This window comes from Streptomyces sp. JW3, from assembly GCF_052216785.1.
Lineage (GTDB): Bacteria > Actinomycetota > Actinomycetes > Streptomycetales > Streptomycetaceae > Streptomyces.
Genome location: NZ_JBQOUX010000022.1, coordinates 22,860 through 38,700, shown reverse-complemented (window position 1 = coordinate 38,700; position 15,841 = coordinate 22,860). Strand labels below are relative to the sequence as shown.

Here is a 15,841-nt window from a genome sequence, read left to right as displayed (position 1 = left end):
TGCGCCGCGTCACCGGACGGCCGCCCGGCGATACGCCCAGGTGGCGACGGTCAGCGAGACCACCCCGACCGCCCCGCACACCGCGAGGTCGGCGAGTACGAGGGCCCAGTCCGGCTGCGTCGCGAACGTCCGTGCGAGCGCCTCGACGCCGTACGTCGACGGCAGCAGGTCCCGGGCGAACCGCACCGCCTGCGGCAGCCGGTCGGCGGGCAGCACCCCGAGCAGCAGCGCCGCCGACATGCCGAGCTGGCCAAGGAGCGTGGCCAGTTCCGGCCGGGGCGCGAGCAGGCCCAGGGCCGCGCCCAGCCCGGCCAGCGCGGCGCCGACCAGCGGGATCACCGCGAGCAGTACCCACAGGTGGGTGAGCGGCAGCCCGAACAGCAGACAGCCGAACACCGCCGTGACCACGGTCCCCGGCACGGTGAAGGAGGCGTACGCGCCGGCCGCGCCGAGCACCACCGCGGCCGGCGGCACCGGCAGGGTGGCGTAGTGGTCGAGGCCGCCGCTGCCGCGCAGCTGGCCGAAGTACTGGGCCAGCAGGTTGAGCGCGACGAACGCCACCACCAGCACCGCCGAGCCCGCCACCACGGCCTGTGCCTCGTCGCCGCCGTCCACCACCCCGCGCATCAGGATCATGATGCCGACGGACTGGAAGGTGGCCACGAACAGCAGCGGGATCCGCGCGACCCGGGCCCGCGACAGCTGCGCCCGGTAGACGGCCGCCAGGGCGGGCCACAGCCGCGCCCGCGGGCCCAGCTCGGCCGCGGGCCCGGTCGTCTCGCCGGCGGCCGGCAGACCGCCCGGCAGGGCATCGGCGGGTACGACAGTCACGTCGCGCTGCTCCTCTTCGCTCCGGCGGGCGTCCTGTTCGGTCGGTACGGACCCGGCGGCCGGTGTGCTCAACGCCCCCGGGTCCCGCACTCCGGTCGTCCTGGTGTTCACGCCCGCACCAGCCCCTGCCGGGCGGCGCCGCCCAGCGCCAGGTACACGTCCTCCAGGCTGGGCGTGGCCAGCGTGAAGTCGTCCAGCGCGGCGAAGGCGGCGCCGCCGGTGACCGTGGCGACGACCGCGCGGGCCTCCTCGGGCGCGAGACGCAGCGTCCAGCGGCGGCCCGACTCGGTGATGCGGTCGCGCAGCGCGGCCACCTCGGGCACGTGCAGCGGCGCGGCGTCGCGCCACACCAGGTCGACCCGGACCTCGCCGGCCACCTGCTCCTTCAGGCCGGCCGGTGAGTCGCAGGCGATGACCCGGCCCCGGTCCAGGACCGCGACCCGGTCCAGCACCGTCTCGGCCTCGATGACGTTGTGGGTGACCAGCAGCACGGTGGTGCCGTGCTCGGCGCGGCGCCGGTCGACGGCGGCCCAGACGGCCCGGCGGGCCACCGGGTCCATGCCGGTGGTCGGCTCGTCCAGGACCAGCAGCGGCCGCTGTCCCACCAGCGCGGTGGCGAAGCAGGCGAGGCGCCGCTGGCCGCCGGAGAGTTTCTTCAGCGGGCGGCCGGCGATCGGGGTGAGACCGAGTTCGTCGAGGACGTCGTCCCGCTCGGCCCGCGCCCGCCGTACCTCCAGGCCGCGCAGCCGGCCGGTGGTCTCGGCGGCGAGCGAGACCGTCAGCTCGTCCAGGGCGGTGGACTCCTGTCCCAGGTAGGCGAGGATGCGCGCGGCCCGCTCCGGGTGCCGGACGATGTCGTGGCCGAGGATGCGCACGGTGCCGGCGTCGGGCCGCATCAGCCCGGTCAGCTGCCGTACCAGGGTGGACTTGCCGGCCCCGTTCGGCCCGAGCAGGCCGAAGATCTCGCCGCGCGCGATGTCCAGTGTCACGTCGTCGGTGGCCCGGACCTCGGGGGTGGCGGGGGTGCCGCGCCGGCCGCGCAGCGCCGGATAGGTCTTGGTCAGCCCCCGTACCACGCACACGGCGTCGCCACCGGGTCGAAGTGCCTGTGCCGCGCGCGTACTCACAAGGGACGAGACTAAGGGGTCCGCGCCCCGGGGCCACGCCCGGGTCGGCCCACAAGGCCCGGTTCGACCGGGCTGTCACTCTCCCGCGGGGCTGTGCTCCACCGTCGTGCGCACCCCGATCTCACGCCAGAAACCGGCCCGGATCGCGTACCGGTCGTGCTCGTCGATCTGGTCGTCCTTGTGCGCCAGCAGCCCGAAGCGGGCCGCGTAGCGCAGCAGCTCGCCGTCGACGCGGTGCGGGACACGGGGGTACATGCCGGACAGCTTCTGAAGGTGGGCGGCCTGGTCGCCGAGCCGCTCCACCCACCGTCGGGCGAACACCTGTCCGACCTCGTAGGGGTCGCCGCCGACCGTGGTGATGTCCTCCTCGCGGTCGGCCCAGCGCTGTTCGGCGGTGGTGAGCTGGGCCAGCGTCGGCATGGAGGCGGCCTCCGGCGGCTCGGCGGCCGGCCGGTCCACCCAGCCCTTGTCGGAGGACCAGCGCAGGGTGGCGTTGGCGGGCGGCTGGGCGGGCTGTGGGCCGGGGGCGCGCAGGGCGGCCAGGTCCTTGGGGGTGGGCACGCCCTTGGCGGCGGGGCCGCGGTCCTCGGCGCCGGAGCCGTTGCGGGCGGTGTCGTGGGGCGGGGCGGGGTGCGGGCGCTCCTCGGCGGGCCGCTCGGCCGCGGCGGCCAGCGCCGACTCGGGCAGCGGCGCGGAGAGGATCGCGGCGATCTCCGGGCGAGGCACCGGCGGCGGTGCGCACACCCCGGTCAGTTCCTTGGGGCGGACCGCCTTGGTGATCCAGGCCCGGTCCAGGACGCGGCGCTCGTCGGCCTCGGCGACCAGGTCCTCGGACTGGTTGTAGTCGCCGTCGGCGGCCTGCACGGCCCACAGGTGGACGGCGACGCCGTGCTCCTTGGCGGCCATCATGCCGGGCAGCAGGTCGCCGTCGCCGGTGACCAGGACCACGTCGGAGCAGGCCCGGTTGCGGGCCAGCTCGGTCAGTTCGGCGTGCATGGCGGCGTCCACGCCCTTCTGCGCCCAGCGGCCGTCGCTGCGGGTCAGCGCGCCGAGCCGGACGGTGACCCGGGGCATCACGCGCAGCCTGCGGTGCTCGGGCTGCGGGACGCGGTCGGGGGCGCCGTCGAACCAGTAGATGCGCAGCAGGGGCTGTTCGGTGTCGGCCTGGGCGCGTTCGCGCAGTCCCTGGATGAGGGCGGCGTGATCGACGGTGATGCGGGAACGGGACGGTTCCCCGGCAAGGAGACTGGCGGCGGCCCCCAGCAGATACCCGGCGTCCACCAGGACGATGCAGCGGTCCACGCTTTCCACCCTCTTTCCGGGAGGTTTGCTTCGGGCTTGCTTCGAGTCTGCCCGACCGCGCGGGGGTTAACGGTCGGAACTCGATCTTCGGCGTGGCGTTTGCGGTTCGGGACCCCCGAGGAAGCCTGTCACGGACGGTAATTGTCCAACATGCGTTCTTTATCAGCCTATGTGAATCTGGTCGCGGCCCTGGCCCCTAAATTCCCCGATGGAGGCACCGTCATGGCCAAGAACAAGAACAACCGTGACCGTAGGCAGTCCCCGTCCGAGCGTACGCAGCAGGCGGACCGGCCCGCCGCGCAGTCCCGGGACGAGCAGCTCGCCCCGCCGCTGGCGAACACCGACACCGCGGTCCGCGGCAAGCGGCAGAAGCGCTTCGGTCACAACTGACGTACGCGCGGCGCTGGATGGACACCGAGGGGCGCATCCGATGCGGGATGCGCCCCTCGTGCCGTCCTCGTGGCGTACGGCGCTGGTTCAGCCCGCCAGGCAGGCCGGGCCCAGCAGTACCTTCAGGTCGCCGAAGAGCGCCGGGTCGGGCTTGACCCGGTGCCGGTCCAGGCGCAGCACGGTGGTCCTGGTCGGCCCCTGGAGCTTGATCCGGACCTCGCTGTCGCCCCGGTGGTGGGTGAGGATCTCGCCGAGCCGGCTGACCATCGGCGGGGTGACCCGCGTCGCCGGGATGGTGAGCACCACGGGCGCGTTGGTGCCCGCGTGGGACAGGTCGGGGACCTGGAGCTCCATCGCCACCAGACGGGGCACGTCCTCGCGCTTGTCGAGCCGGCCCTTGACGAACACCACGGCGTCCTCGACCAGTTGGGTCGACACCAGCTGGTAGGTGGCCGGGAAGAACATGCACTCCAGGGAACCGGCGAGGTCCTCGACGGTGGCGATCGCCCAGGCGTTGCCCTGCTTGGTCATCTTGCGCTGGAGGCCGGAGATGATGCCGCCGATGGTGACCACCGCGCCGTCCCCGAAGTCGCCGCCGGTGAGCTGGGAGATGCCCGCGTCGGCCTTGTCGGAGAGCACGTGCTCCAGGCCGAAGAGCGGGTGGTCGGAGACGTAGAGGCCGAGCATCTCGCGTTCCTGGGCGAGCAGGTAGGTCTTGTCCCACTCGTCGGTGGAGAACTCCACGTCCAGGCCGAAGCCGGGCTCGTCACTCTGCTCGTCGCCCATGCCGCCGAACAGGTCGAACTGGCCCTCGGCCTCCTTGCGCTTGACCGCGACCACGTTGTCGATCATCGGTTCGTACTGCGCGGTCAGGCCCTTGCGGGTGTGGCCCATCTCGTCGAAGGCGCCGGCCTTGATCAGCGACTCCGTGGTCCGCTTGTTGCAGACCACCGCCTCGACCTTGTCCAGGTAGTCGGGGAAGGAGGCGTACTTGCCCTTCGCCTTGCGGCTCCTGATGATCGACTCGACCACGTTGGTGCCCACGTTGCGCACCGCGGAGAGGCCGAAGAGGATCACGTCGTCGCCTTGGGCGGCGAAGTTGGACATCGACTCGTTGACGTTGGGCGGCAGCACCTTGATGCCCATACGGCGGCACTCGTTGAGGTAGACCGCCGACTTGTCCTTGTCGTCCTTGACCGAGGTGAGCAGCGCGGCCATGTACTCGGCCGGGTAGTTGGCCTTCAGATAGCCGGTCCAGTACGAGACCAGGCCGTACGCGGCCGAGTGCGCCTTGTTGAACGCGTAGCCGGCGAACGGGACCAGCACGTCCCACAGGGCCTGGATCGCCTCGTCGCTGTAGCCGTTCTTGCGGGCGCCGGCCTGGAAGAGGACGAAGTTCTTGGCCAGTTCGTCGGGCTTCTTCTTGCCCATCACGCGGCGCAGGATGTCGGCCTCGCCGAGCGAGTACCCGGCGATGATCTGCGCGGCCTTCTGCACCTGCTCCTGGTAGACGATCAGGCCGTAGGTGACGGACAGGACCTCCTGGAGGGGCTCCTCCAGCTCCTTGTGGATCGGGGTGATCTCCTGGAGGCCGTTCTTGCGCAGCGCGTAGTTGGTGTGCGAGTCCATGCCCATCGGACCCGGGCGGTACAGGGCGGAGACGGCGGAGATGTCTTCGAAGTTGTCGGGCTTCATCAGCCGCAGCAGCGAGCGCATCGGGCCGCCGTCGAACTGGAAGACGCCGAGGGTGTCACCGCGCTGGAGCAGTTCGAAGGTCGTGGGGTCGTCCAGCGGCAGCGAAAGCAGGTCGAGGTCGACGCCCTTGTTGGACTTCACCATCTTGACGGCGTCGTCCATGATCGTGAGGTTGCGCAGGCCGAGGAAGTCCATCTTCAGCAGGCCGAGCGACTCGCACTGCGGGTAGTCCCACTGCGTGATGGTCACGCCGTCGGTGTGCCGCACCCAGATCGGGGCGTGGTCGACGATCGGCTCGCTGGACATGATCACACCGGCCGCGTGCACGCCCATCTGCCGGACCAGGCCCTCGACGCCCTTGGCGGTGTCGATGACCTTCTTGACGTCCGGCTCGTTCTCGTACATCGAGCGGATCTCGCCGGCCTCGCTGTAGCGGGGGTGCGAGGGGTCGGTGATGCCGTTGAGGTCGATGCCCTTGCCGAGCACGTCGGCGGGCATCGCCTTGGTGAGCCGGTCGCCCATCGCGTACGGGTAGCCCAGCACGCGCGCGGAGTCCTTGATGGCGTTCTTCGCTTTGATCTTGCCGTAGGTGCCGATCATGGCGACCTTGTCGGCGCCGTACTTCTCGGTCACGTACCTGATCACCTCGACGCGCCGACGCTCGTCGAAGTCGATGTCGACGTCGGGCATGGAGACGCGCTCGGGGTTGAGGAACCGCTCGAAGATCAGGCCGTGCGGAATCGGGTCGAGGTCGGTGATGCCCATCGCGTAGGCCACGATCGAGCCGGCCGCGGAGCCGCGGCCGGGGCCGACCGCGATGCCCTGGTTCTTCGCCCACATGATGAAGTCGGCGACGACCAGGAAGTAGCCCGGGAACCCCATCTGGATGATGACGTCCATCTCGTACTCGGCCTGCTTCTGCCGGTCCTCGGGGACGCCGCCGGGGAAGCGCCGCGCCATGCCGCGGCGCACCTCCTCCTGGAACCAGGTGACCTCGGTATAGCCGTCCGGGATGTCGAACTTGGGCATCAGGTCGCGCTTTTCGAACATGCCGGTGGTGTCGACCATCTCGGCGACCAGGAGGGTGTTGGCGCAGCCCTCCTGCCAGGCGTCCGAGGAGTCGATGGCGTACATCTCCTCGGTGGACTTCAGGTAGTAGCCGGTGCCGTCGAACTTGAAGCGGTCCGGGTCGGAGAGGTTCTTGCCGGTCTGGATGCACAGCAGCGCGTCGTGGGCGGTCGCCTCGTGCGCGTAGGTGTAGTGCGAGTCGTTGGTGACCAGCGGCGGGATGCCGAGCTTCTTGCCGATCTCGAGGAGGCCGTCGCGGACCCGGTGCTCGATGTCGATGCCGTGGTCCATCAGCTCCAGGAAGTACCGGTCCTTGCCGAAGATGTCCTGGTACTCGGCGGCGGCCTTGAGGGCCTCGTCGTACTGGCCCAGGCGCAGCCGGGTCTGGAGCTCGCCGGAGGGGCAGCCGGTGGAGGCCACGATCCCCTCGGACCACTGGGAGATCGTCTCCTTGTCCATCCGGGGCCACTTCTGGAGCCAGCCCTCGGCGTAGGCGTCGGAGGAGAGCTTGAAGAGGTTGTGCAGGCCGGTGCTGTTCACCGCCCACATCGTCTTGTGCGTGTAACCGCCGGAGCCGGAGACGTCGTCCCGCTTCTGGTGCGGCTGGCCCCACTGGATCTTGCGCTTGTTGCGCCGCGACTCGGGCGCCACGTACGCCTCGATGCCGATGATCGGGGTGACGCCGGCCTTCTGCGCCGTGTGGAAGAAGTCGTACGCCCCGTGCAGGTTGCCGTGGTCGGACATGGCCACGTGTGTCATGCCCATGTTGTTGCAGGCTTCGAACATGTCCTTCAGCCGCGCGGCACCGTCCAGCAGCGAGTACTGGGTGTGGACGTGCAGGTGCGTGAACGGCGGCTTGGACACGTTCGGCCTCCTGGGAGAGCTCAGGGTGACGGGCGGGTGACGGGCTCCGGGCAGTCCGGGGGGTCAGCGTCGAAGTCTATGCCTCGGGACTGACACTCCGGGGCCCCGTCCGCGTACCTTCGGGCGAGGCGTCGCGCGGGCACTCCCACGCGCCGCCGCACGTTGGTCCGGTCGGAAGATCCGATCCGGACAGCACGCCAGATCACGCACCGTCTGCACCAGGAGGCACCCCGCGATGTCGGTCCCGCAGCTCAGCGACGAGCACCGCGACGAGGAGATCCTCGCCGTCTTCGACACCGCCTTCGGCGACCTCCTGGCCGCCGATCCGGCCGCGTTCCGGGTGAAGTTCCGCAAGATGGCGGCCTCGGCCTTCGCGTTCTACCGGGGCACCGCCGCGCTGTTCTACCGCGACCTGGACGCCGCCGACCACGAGGGCAGCGACCGCGGCCCGTACCTGGACGAGCGGACCAGCCGGGTGTGGATCCACGGCGACCTGCACGCGGAGAACTTCGGCACGTACATGGACTCCACCGGCCGGCTGATCTTCAACGTCAACGACTTCGACGAGGCGTACGTCGGCCCCTTCACCTGGGACCTGAAGCGGTTCGCGGCGTCCATCGCGCTGATCGGGTACGCCAAGGCGCTCGGCGACGAGCAGATCACCGAGCTGGTGACGGTGTACGCGGCCGCCTACCGCGAGCGGATCCGCGCCCTGGCCACCGGCGCCAAGAGCGACGAGGTGCCGCCGTTCACCCTGGACACCGCCCAGGGACCGCTGCTCGACGCGCTGCGCGACGCCCGCTCGCTGACCCGGTTCGCACTGCTGGACTCGATGACGGAGATCCGGGACTTCGAGCGCCGCTTCGCACCCGGCGGCGGCAGCGTCGAGTTGGACGCGGCCACCCGCTACAAGGTGCTGGCGGCCTTCGACGGCTATCTGGAGACGCTCCCGGAGTCGTCCCTGACCCGCCCGGACTCCTACCGGGTCAAGGACGTGGTGGGCCGCCGGGGCATCGGCATCGGCTCGGCCGGGCTGCCGTCGTACAACATCCTGCTGGAGGGCAACAGCGACGCCCTGGAGAACGACGTCGTGATCTACATCAAGCAGGCCCAGACCCCGGCCGTCTCCCGGCACATCACCGACCAGGCGATCCGCGACTACTTCCAGCACGAGGGGCACCGCACGGTGATCTCCCAGCGCGCCCTCCAGGCGCACGCCGACCCGTGGCTGGGCTGGACCGAGCTGGACGGCGCGGGCCAGCTGGTCGCCGAGATCTCGCCGTACGCGGTCGACCTGGACTGGGGCGACATCGACGACCCGGAGGAGATCGCCGAGGTCGTCGCGGACCTGGGCCGGGCCACGGCCGCGATGCACGCGGCGGCGGACGACCAGTCCGGCGAGTCGCTGGTGCCGTTCTCCACCGAGCGGGCCATCCACGCGGCGATCTCGGCCGACGAGGACGGCTTCGCACCCCTGCTGGTCGACTTCGCGCACGCCTACGGGGCACGCGCGCGCGCCGACCACCAGATCTTCGTCGACCTGTTCCGCAACGGCCGCATCCCCGGCCTCTGAGCCCGCTTTTTCTCACAGCCACCCTTTAGGGTTCCTTTACCGGAGCCCGTGTCACACTCTCTACGCCATGGACATATCCGGAACCCCGCTCAGAGCCGTTCGCGCGGCGCTGTTCACGGCACTCGTCGTGACCCTCAGCACCGCGTCGCACGTGCTGCTGTCCGGGGTGCCGCTGCCACTGCCCACCGTGGCCCTGGTCGGGGCCGGGGTGTTCCTCATCGCGTACGCCCTGGCCGGCCGGGAGCGCTCCTACGGGCGGATCGCCGCCCTGCTGATCCCGCTCGAACTGGCCGCCGACACGGTCTTCACCACCGGCCAGCACGTCTGCTACGGCCCGGCGGGCGGTCCCGTCGCGGGCCCGCTGCGCTCGGTCGGCCTCGACGTGCTGTGCGGCGACGGCACCGCGCTGCGCGCCAGCGCGGCCAATCCGCTGACCCAGGTGACCGGGGCCGGCACCGACCGGCTCGCGGCCCTGCTCGCGCACGCCGCCCCCGGCACCTCGTGGCTGCTGCTGGCCGCCCACATCGGCGTCGGCCTGCTCGCCGCCGGCTGGCTGCGGCACGGCGAGCGCGCGCTGGCCCAGTTGCTGTGGGCGGCCGCCGCGACCACGTTCCGGCCGCTGCTGCTGGCCTTCGCGGCGGTCGCGGTCCGCCCGGTCCCGGCCCCGCGCCGGCCGGCGCCCCCGGCCCGCCGCACCGCCACCGCCCGCGACCGCATCCTCGCCCACTCCCTGGGACGCCGCGGACCGCCGCGCCCGGCCGTCTTCGCCTGACCCGCGATCCCGGCCCGAGCACCGGCCGTCCCCCTGCCCAGCCCCGCACACACGCGTGTGCGCCTCCCACGGAGTCACACCACCATGAGCAAGCGAAACAGCCAGCAGCAGAAGACGGCCGCCCGTGAGCGGCTGCGCCAGGAGCGCGAGCGCCAGGCCAAGCGCGACAAGGCCAAGCGGCAGATCATCGTCGCCTGCTCCATAGTCGGCGTCCTCGCGATAGCCGGCGGCATCGGCTACGCCGTCGTCCAGGCCAACCAGCCCTCGCACTGGGAGACGGTGGCCGACGAGACGAAGATCGTCGCCCCGGCCAACACCACGGGCAAGAACGGCACCACCGTGGTCATCGGCGAGGACAGCGCCAAGAAGACCCTGAAGGTCTACGAGGACCCGCGCTGCCCCGTCTGCGCCGCGTTCGAGCAGGCGGCCGGCTCGACCTTGGAGAAGGACGTCGAGGACGGCAAGTACAAGGTCCAGTACATCGGCGGCACCTTCCTCGACGGCGACACCGAGGACGGCGGCAAGCTGGAGGTCGGCTCCAACGGCGAGGGCTCCAAGAACGCGCTGAGCGCGATGGGCGCCGCGCTGAACGTGAGCCCGGAGGCGTTCCTGAAGTACAAGTCGGCCCTCTACTCGGCCAAGTACCACCCCGAGGAGAGCGACGACAAGTTCAAGGACGACAGCTACCTGATCAAGGTCGCCGACACCGTTCCGGCGCTGAAGGACAACGCCAAGTTCCAGAACGCCGTGGAGAAGGGCACCTACGACGCCTGGGCGCTGGCCATGTCCAACACCTTCAACACGAACAAGGACGGGGTCACCGGCACCCCGAGCTTCGTGATGGACGGCAAGCAGCTCCAGACCTCCGACGGCAACGCGCCGATGACCGCCGAGGACTTCACCTCCGTGGTCGGGGCCGCCCTGAAGTGACCCCGGCGAAGTGACGCCGAAGAGCGGGTGAACTTTCGCCGGTTCACCCGCTCCCGGGGCCTACCGGTCAGTAGCCTGACCGCCCGTGACCAGCCGATTCAGCACCGCACCGAACGCGCCGAGCCGCCGTACGGTCGTCAAGGCGGCCGCCGCCGGCGCCGTCCTGGCCGCCCCGCTCGCCGCCGCCCCGCCCGCCGGGGCCGCCGGCACCGCCCCGGCCTTCCGGCACGGCGTCGCCTCCGGCGATCCTCCCCCACTGCTTTGAAGGCGTGGGGGGACCCCCACCGACGGCATCCTGCTGTGGACCCGGGTGACGCCGGTCCCCGAGGCCGTACCCGGCTCCGGGAACGGCCCGGACACCGAGGTGACCTGGACCGTCGCCACCGACCGGGCGCTGACGGACGTCGTCGCCCGGGGTTCCGTCACCGCGCGCGCCGCCACCGACCACACCGTCAAGGCCGACGTCCGGGGCCTGGCCCCGGCCACCGACTACTACTTCCGCTTCGCCGCCGGCGGCACCGACTCCCCCGTCGGCCGCACCCGCACCGCGCCCGCCGCCGACGCGGCCGTGCCCGGCCTGCGGTTCGGCGTGGTCTCCTGCTCCAACTGGGAGGCCGGCCACTTCTCCGCCTACCGCCACCTCGCGGCCCGCGGCGACCTGGACGCCTGGCTGCATCTGGGCGACTACATCTACGAGTACGGCACCGGCGAGTACGGCACCCGGGGCACCGTCGTCCGCCCCACCGCGCCCGCGCACGAGATCCTCACCCTCGCCGACTACCGCATCCGGCACGCCCTGCACAAGACCGACCCCGACCTCCAGGCGCTGCACGCGGCGGCGCCGGTCGTCGCGATCTGGGACGACCACGAGATCGCCAACGACACCTGGTCCGGCGGCGCGGAGAACCACACCGAGGCCACCGAGGGCGCCTGGGCCGCGCGGCAGGCCGCCGCCAAGCAGGCGTACTTCGAGTGGATGCCGGTCCGCCCGGCGCTGGCCGGCACCACCTACCGCCGGCTGCGCTTCGGCAAGCTCGCCGACCTGTCCCTGCTCGACCTGCGCAGCTACCGCTCCCAGCAGGCCGCGCTCGGCACCGGCGACGTCGACGACCCCGAGCGCACGCTGACCGGCCGGGCCCAGCTGGACTGGCTCAAGGCCGGGCTGGCCGCCTCCGACACCACCTGGCGGCTGGTCGGCAACTCGGTGATGATCTCGCCGTTCGCGATCGGCGCGCTCTCCGCCGAGCTGCTGAGACCGCTGGCCGAGCTGCTCGGACTGCCGAAGGAGGGCCTGGCCCTCAACACCGACCAGTGGGACGGCTACACCGACGACCGCCGCGAACTCCTCGCCCACCTGCGGACGAACGCCATCCGCAACACCGTCTTCCTGACCGGCGACATCCACATGGCCTGGGCCAACGACGTGCCGGTGAACGCCGGGACCTACCCGCTGTCCGCCTCCGCGGCCACCGAGTTCGTCGTCACCTCGGTGACCTCCGACAACCTCGACGACCTGGTGGACGTCGCCGAGGGCACGGTCTCCGCGCTCGCCGCGCCGCTGATCCGGGCGGCCAACCGGCACGTCCACTGGGTGGACACCGACCGGCACGGCTACGGCGTGCTGGACCTCACCGCTGAGTGGGCGCAGATGGACTACTACGTGCTGTCCGACCGCACCGACCCGGACGCCACCTCCTCCTGGGCCCGCTCGTACCGCACCCGCACCGGCACCCAGCGGGTCGAGCGCGCCTACGACCCGGTCTGAGCGTCCTGCTGGAGCGTGTCGAGGAAGCCGAGCGCCGTCCGCCAGGTGGCCTCGGCCGCCTCCGCGTCGTAGTCGGGCAGCTCCGGGTCGGTGTAGAGGTGGCCGGCTCCCGCGTACCGGTACACCTCCACATCGGCGCCGGCCCGGCCCATCTGGAGATACCAGGCGCTGAGCCAGTCGTCGGTCTCGAACGGGTCGGGCTCGGCGACGTGCAACTGCACCGGCAGGTCGTCCACCGCCGCGTTGGGCGCGAGGTCCGAGGTGCCGTGCAGGAGCAGCAGGCCGCGCGCCCGGTGGTCGCCGAGGGCGAGGGTCTGCGCGACGGAGGCGCCGAGCGAGAACCCGGCGTACACCAGGCCCCGCTCCGAGTACGGGGCGGCGGCCAGCACGGCGCGCTTCAGCAGTTCCTCCCTGCCGATGCTCTCGTTGTGCTCCATCCCCTCCTCCACCGTGTCGAACGTGCGTCCCTCGAAGAGGTCGGGCGTCCACACCTGGTGACCGGCGCCGCGCAGCCGGTCGGCGGCCTGCCGCACCGCGGGCCGAAGACCGAAGGTCGAGTGAAAGAGCACGATGTTCATGGGGCCATCGTGCCAGCCGGGTACGACAACGCGGCCCCCGCGCCCACCCCTGATGTCCGTCATGTCACAGATTCAGATCCGGGGCCGCATGTTCAGGTCCGCCGCTGCCGGTTACGTTCCTGGGATGGAGAACATACTCCGCCCGCTGATCGTGGTCGGCGGCTCGGTGCTGCTGACCCTGGTCATCGGCTGGGCCACCGACCTGCTGCTGCGCAAGGCCGACGGACGGCACCACGAGACGCCCCTGTGGGACCTGCTGCGCCGCGCCCGCATCCCCTACCAGCTGCTGCTCTGCGCGGCGCTGCTGAGAGGGTCGTACGTCGAGGCCCGGGTCTTCCCCGCGCACCGGGGGCTGATCGGGCACATCCTCACCCTGGTGCTGATCGGCTCGGCCGCCTGGCTGGTGGTGCGGATCGCCGGCGCGATCGTGGAGACGTCGTACTCCAGTTACGCCCAGGCCCGCGCCCAGCGCGACCCGGCCCGGGTGCGCCGGGTGCGCACCCAGGTGTCGCTGATCATGCGGGTGGTCTCCGCGGTGGTCGGCGTGGTGGCGGTGGCGTCGATGCTGCTGACGTTCAAGGAGATGCGCACGGCCGGCGCCTCGCTGCTGGCCTCGGCCGGCGTGCTCGGCATCGTGGCCGGTATCGCCGCGCAGTCCACGCTGAGCAACATGTTCGCCGGGTTCCAGATCGCGTTCGGCGACATGGTGCGGATCGGCGACACGGTGGTGGTGGACGGCGAGTGGGGCACGGTCGAGGAGATCACGCTGACCTTCCTGACCGTGCGCACCTGGGACGAGCGGCGGATCACCATGCCGGTGTCGTACTTCACGTCCAAGCCGTTCGAGAACTGGTCGCGCGGCACCCCGCAGATGACCGGCACCGTCTTCTGGTACCTGGACCACACCGCCCCGGTGGACGCGATGCGCGAGAAGCTCCGCGACATCCTGCGCCAGTGCCCGGCCTGGGACGGCCGCGCCTACAACCTGACCGTCACCGACACCACCCCGAACACCATGCAGGTGCGGGCGCTGGTGACGGCGAAGGACGCGGACGACATCTGGACGGTACGGGTCGAGGTGCGCGAGCAGATGATCCGCTGGCTGACCGACCGGCACCCCTACGCCCTGCCCCGGGTCAACACCGCCGACGCGGCCCCGCCGCCCGGTCACGACCCGCTGCGCAAGATCTCCACCGACGGCGCGGCCCGGCGCCTTCCCCACCAGCCCACCCGAGGCGCCCCGCACTGACAAACGGGGAGAGGGGCAACCCCCTAGGGGCGCGGGGAACTGCGCGACCAGCCCCCACACACCCGCACCCGCCCCCCTGCGCAAGCCCCCCTCACCGCAAGCTCCGCACATCCAAATGCCGCAGCACCCGGTCGACGATCTCCGGATCGGCGCCCGGTTCGCTGCGCGCAGCCAGCACCTCATGCCGGGCGGCGCTCAGCATCTCGCCCTGGATGCGGCGGACCCGCTTGATCCGCCGTGCCCGCTGCTGCTGCGCCTCGCGCCGTTCCTCGTCGCCGATCTCGGGGCTGATCCGTATCCCGATGTCGAAGGCGCGGCGCAGCATCTGCTCGGTCAGCTCCTCGGGGAGTTCCTCGACCGTCTCGATCTCCCGCAGCCGCTGCCGGGCCGCCTTGGCCGCGCGCCGGGCGAGGTTGCGCTCGAACTCCTGCTCCTGCTCGGTGTCGGCCCGCACCCCGAGCCGGCCGACCAGCCAGGGCAGGGTCAGTCCCTGGAGCAGCAGGGTCACCAGGATCACCCCGAACGCGATGAAGATGAGTTCCTCGCGGTGCGGGAAGGGCGCCCCGTCGTCCGTCTCCAGCGGGATCGCGAGCGCCAGCGCCACCGAGGCCACCCCGCGCATCCCGGCCCACCACATGACGACGGTCTCCCGCAGGCTCATCGGGATGTCCTCGTCGCGGTCCCGCCGCGCGTGCAGCCGTTTGGTCAGCCAGGTGGCCGGCAGCAGCCACACCAGCCGCACCAGGATCACCACCCCCACCACGGCCCCCGCCCAGCCCAGCAGCTCGGCCCAGTGCCCGGACGCGGTCCGCACCGCGTTGTGCAGCTCCAGGCCGATCAGCCCGAAGGCGACCCCGGTGACCAGGGTGTCCACCACGTCCCAGACGGTGTGCCCGGCCAGCCGGGTCAGCACGTCGTCGGCGTCGGAGGCGTACTCGGCGAGGAACATCGCGGTGGTCAGCACGGCCAGCACCCCGGAGCCGTGCAGTTCCTCGGCCAGCACGTAGGAGGCGTACGGCACCAGCAGCGTCAGCCCGATCTGGAGGGTGGCGTCGCCCAGCAGGTCGAGCAGTTTGTACGCGCCCCAGCCCAGCGCCAGGCCGACCGCGACCGCGACCACGGCGGACAGCACCAGGTCGAGCCCGGCCGACCAGGGCGAGAAGGTGCCGCCGACGGCCGCGGCGATGGCCACGTGGTACAGCACGATCGCCGTGACGTCGTTGAACAGCCCCTCGCCCTCCAGGATGGACACCAGCCGGCGGGGCAGTCCGAGCTGCCCGGCGACGGCGGTGGCGGCGACCGGGTCGGGCGGCGCGACCAGCGCCCCGAGCGCGAAGGCGGCGGCGAGGCCGAGGCCCGGCACGATCGCCTGTGCCACGGCGGCCACGCAGGTCATGGTGACGAAGACCAGCGCGACGGCCAGCAGGAAGATGGGCCGTTTGTTGGCCGCGAACTGCCGCCAGGAGGTGCGCCGTACGGCTGCGTACAGCAGCGGCGGCAGCAGCGCGGGCAGGATCAGGTCGGGTGGGATGTCGACGTTGGGCACGAAGTCGAGCAGCGCCAGCACGATGCCGAGCACCGTCATCAGCACCGGCGCCGGCAGCCCGAACCGGTCCCCGACCGGGACGCTCAGCAGGGCCCCGAGCAACAGCACGAACAACAGGGCCAACTGATCCACGGTCAGCGCTCCGGTGGGG

General features: G+C 71.6%; 11 protein-coding genes and 1 pseudogene. 6 read left to right on the top strand and 6 right to left on the bottom strand.

Going from position 1 to position 15,841, the window contains the following annotated elements; translation table 11 throughout:
* Positions 1-9 precede the first annotated feature (9 nt).
* The 3 genes from ACTT8P_RS12245 to ACTT8P_RS12235 all read right to left on the bottom strand — a co-directional run bounded on the left by ACTT8P_RS12245 (position 10) and on the right by ACTT8P_RS12235 (position 3,260).
* A complete protein-coding gene (locus tag ACTT8P_RS12245) occupies positions 10-831 on the bottom strand; it encodes an ABC transporter permease (RefSeq protein ID WP_442831620.1) in 822 nt (273 codons plus the stop codon).
* A 107-nt stretch (positions 832-938) separates the two neighbouring features.
* The gene (locus ACTT8P_RS12240) at positions 939-1,913 is read right to left on the bottom strand and encodes an ABC transporter ATP-binding protein (RefSeq protein ID WP_442831662.1); all 975 of its coding nucleotides are present in this window, start codon (positions 1,911-1,913) and stop codon (positions 939-941) included.
* 120 nt (positions 1,914-2,033) lie between these two features.
* On the bottom strand, positions 2,034-3,260 hold the full coding sequence (locus ACTT8P_RS12235) for an NYN domain-containing protein (protein ID WP_442831619.1): 1,227 nt from the start codon (positions 3,258-3,260) through the stop codon (positions 2,034-2,036).
* A 222-nt stretch (positions 3,261-3,482) separates the two neighbouring features.
* Between ACTT8P_RS12235 and ACTT8P_RS12230 the strand changes: the two genes are divergently transcribed.
* Positions 3,483-3,650, top strand: coding sequence for a hypothetical protein (locus ACTT8P_RS12230; RefSeq protein WP_442831618.1), 168 nt, complete (start codon positions 3,483-3,485; stop codon positions 3,648-3,650).
* 87 nt (positions 3,651-3,737) lie between these two features.
* On the opposite strand, the gene dnaE is transcribed toward ACTT8P_RS12230, so the two are convergent.
* Entirely contained in the window at positions 3,738-7,277 is a 3,540-nt protein-coding gene (gene dnaE, locus ACTT8P_RS12225) for a DNA polymerase III subunit alpha (RefSeq protein WP_442831617.1), read from the bottom strand.
* Between the two features lie 235 nt (positions 7,278-7,512).
* On the opposite strand from dnaE, the gene ACTT8P_RS12220 reads away from it, so the two are divergent.
* From ACTT8P_RS12220 to ACTT8P_RS12205, 4 genes and pseudogenes are all read left to right on the top strand, one after another.
* Positions 7,513-8,850 carry a DUF2252 domain-containing protein gene (locus ACTT8P_RS12220; RefSeq protein ID WP_442831616.1) on the top strand — a complete coding sequence of 446 codons (1,338 nt, stop codon included), beginning with the start codon at positions 7,513-7,515 and terminating at the stop codon, positions 8,848-8,850.
* 67 nt (positions 8,851-8,917) lie between these two features.
* Positions 8,918-9,622, top strand: coding sequence for a hypothetical protein (locus ACTT8P_RS12215; protein WP_442831615.1), 705 nt, complete (start codon positions 8,918-8,920; stop codon positions 9,620-9,622).
* An 84-nt stretch (positions 9,623-9,706) separates the two neighbouring features.
* A complete protein-coding gene (locus ACTT8P_RS12210) occupies positions 9,707-10,552 on the top strand; it encodes a DsbA family protein (protein WP_442831614.1) in 846 nt (281 codons plus the stop codon).
* An 85-nt stretch (positions 10,553-10,637) separates the two neighbouring features.
* Positions 10,638-12,317 (top strand): annotated as a pseudogene (locus ACTT8P_RS12205) (alkaline phosphatase D family protein).
* On the opposite strand, the gene ACTT8P_RS12200 reads toward ACTT8P_RS12205, so the two are convergent.
* The gene (locus ACTT8P_RS12200) at positions 12,302-12,895 is read right to left on the bottom strand and encodes a dienelactone hydrolase family protein (RefSeq protein ID WP_442831613.1); all 594 of its coding nucleotides are present in this window, start codon (positions 12,893-12,895) and stop codon (positions 12,302-12,304) included. The pseudogene ACTT8P_RS12205 and the gene ACTT8P_RS12200 overlap by 16 nt on opposite strands.
* Before the next feature lie 124 nt (positions 12,896-13,019).
* On the opposite strand from ACTT8P_RS12200, the gene ACTT8P_RS12195 reads away from it, so the two are divergent.
* On the top strand, positions 13,020-14,144 hold the full coding sequence (locus ACTT8P_RS12195; protein WP_442831612.1) for a mechanosensitive ion channel family protein: 1,125 nt from the start codon (positions 13,020-13,022) through the stop codon (positions 14,142-14,144).
* Between the two features lie 91 nt (positions 14,145-14,235).
* On the opposite strand, the gene ACTT8P_RS12190 is transcribed toward ACTT8P_RS12195, so the two are convergent.
* Positions 14,236-15,822 carry a Na+/H+ antiporter gene (locus tag ACTT8P_RS12190; RefSeq protein ID WP_442831611.1) on the bottom strand — a complete coding sequence of 529 codons (1,587 nt, stop codon included), beginning with the start codon at positions 15,820-15,822 and terminating at the stop codon, positions 14,236-14,238.
* Positions 15,823-15,841: the final 19 nt, after the last annotated feature.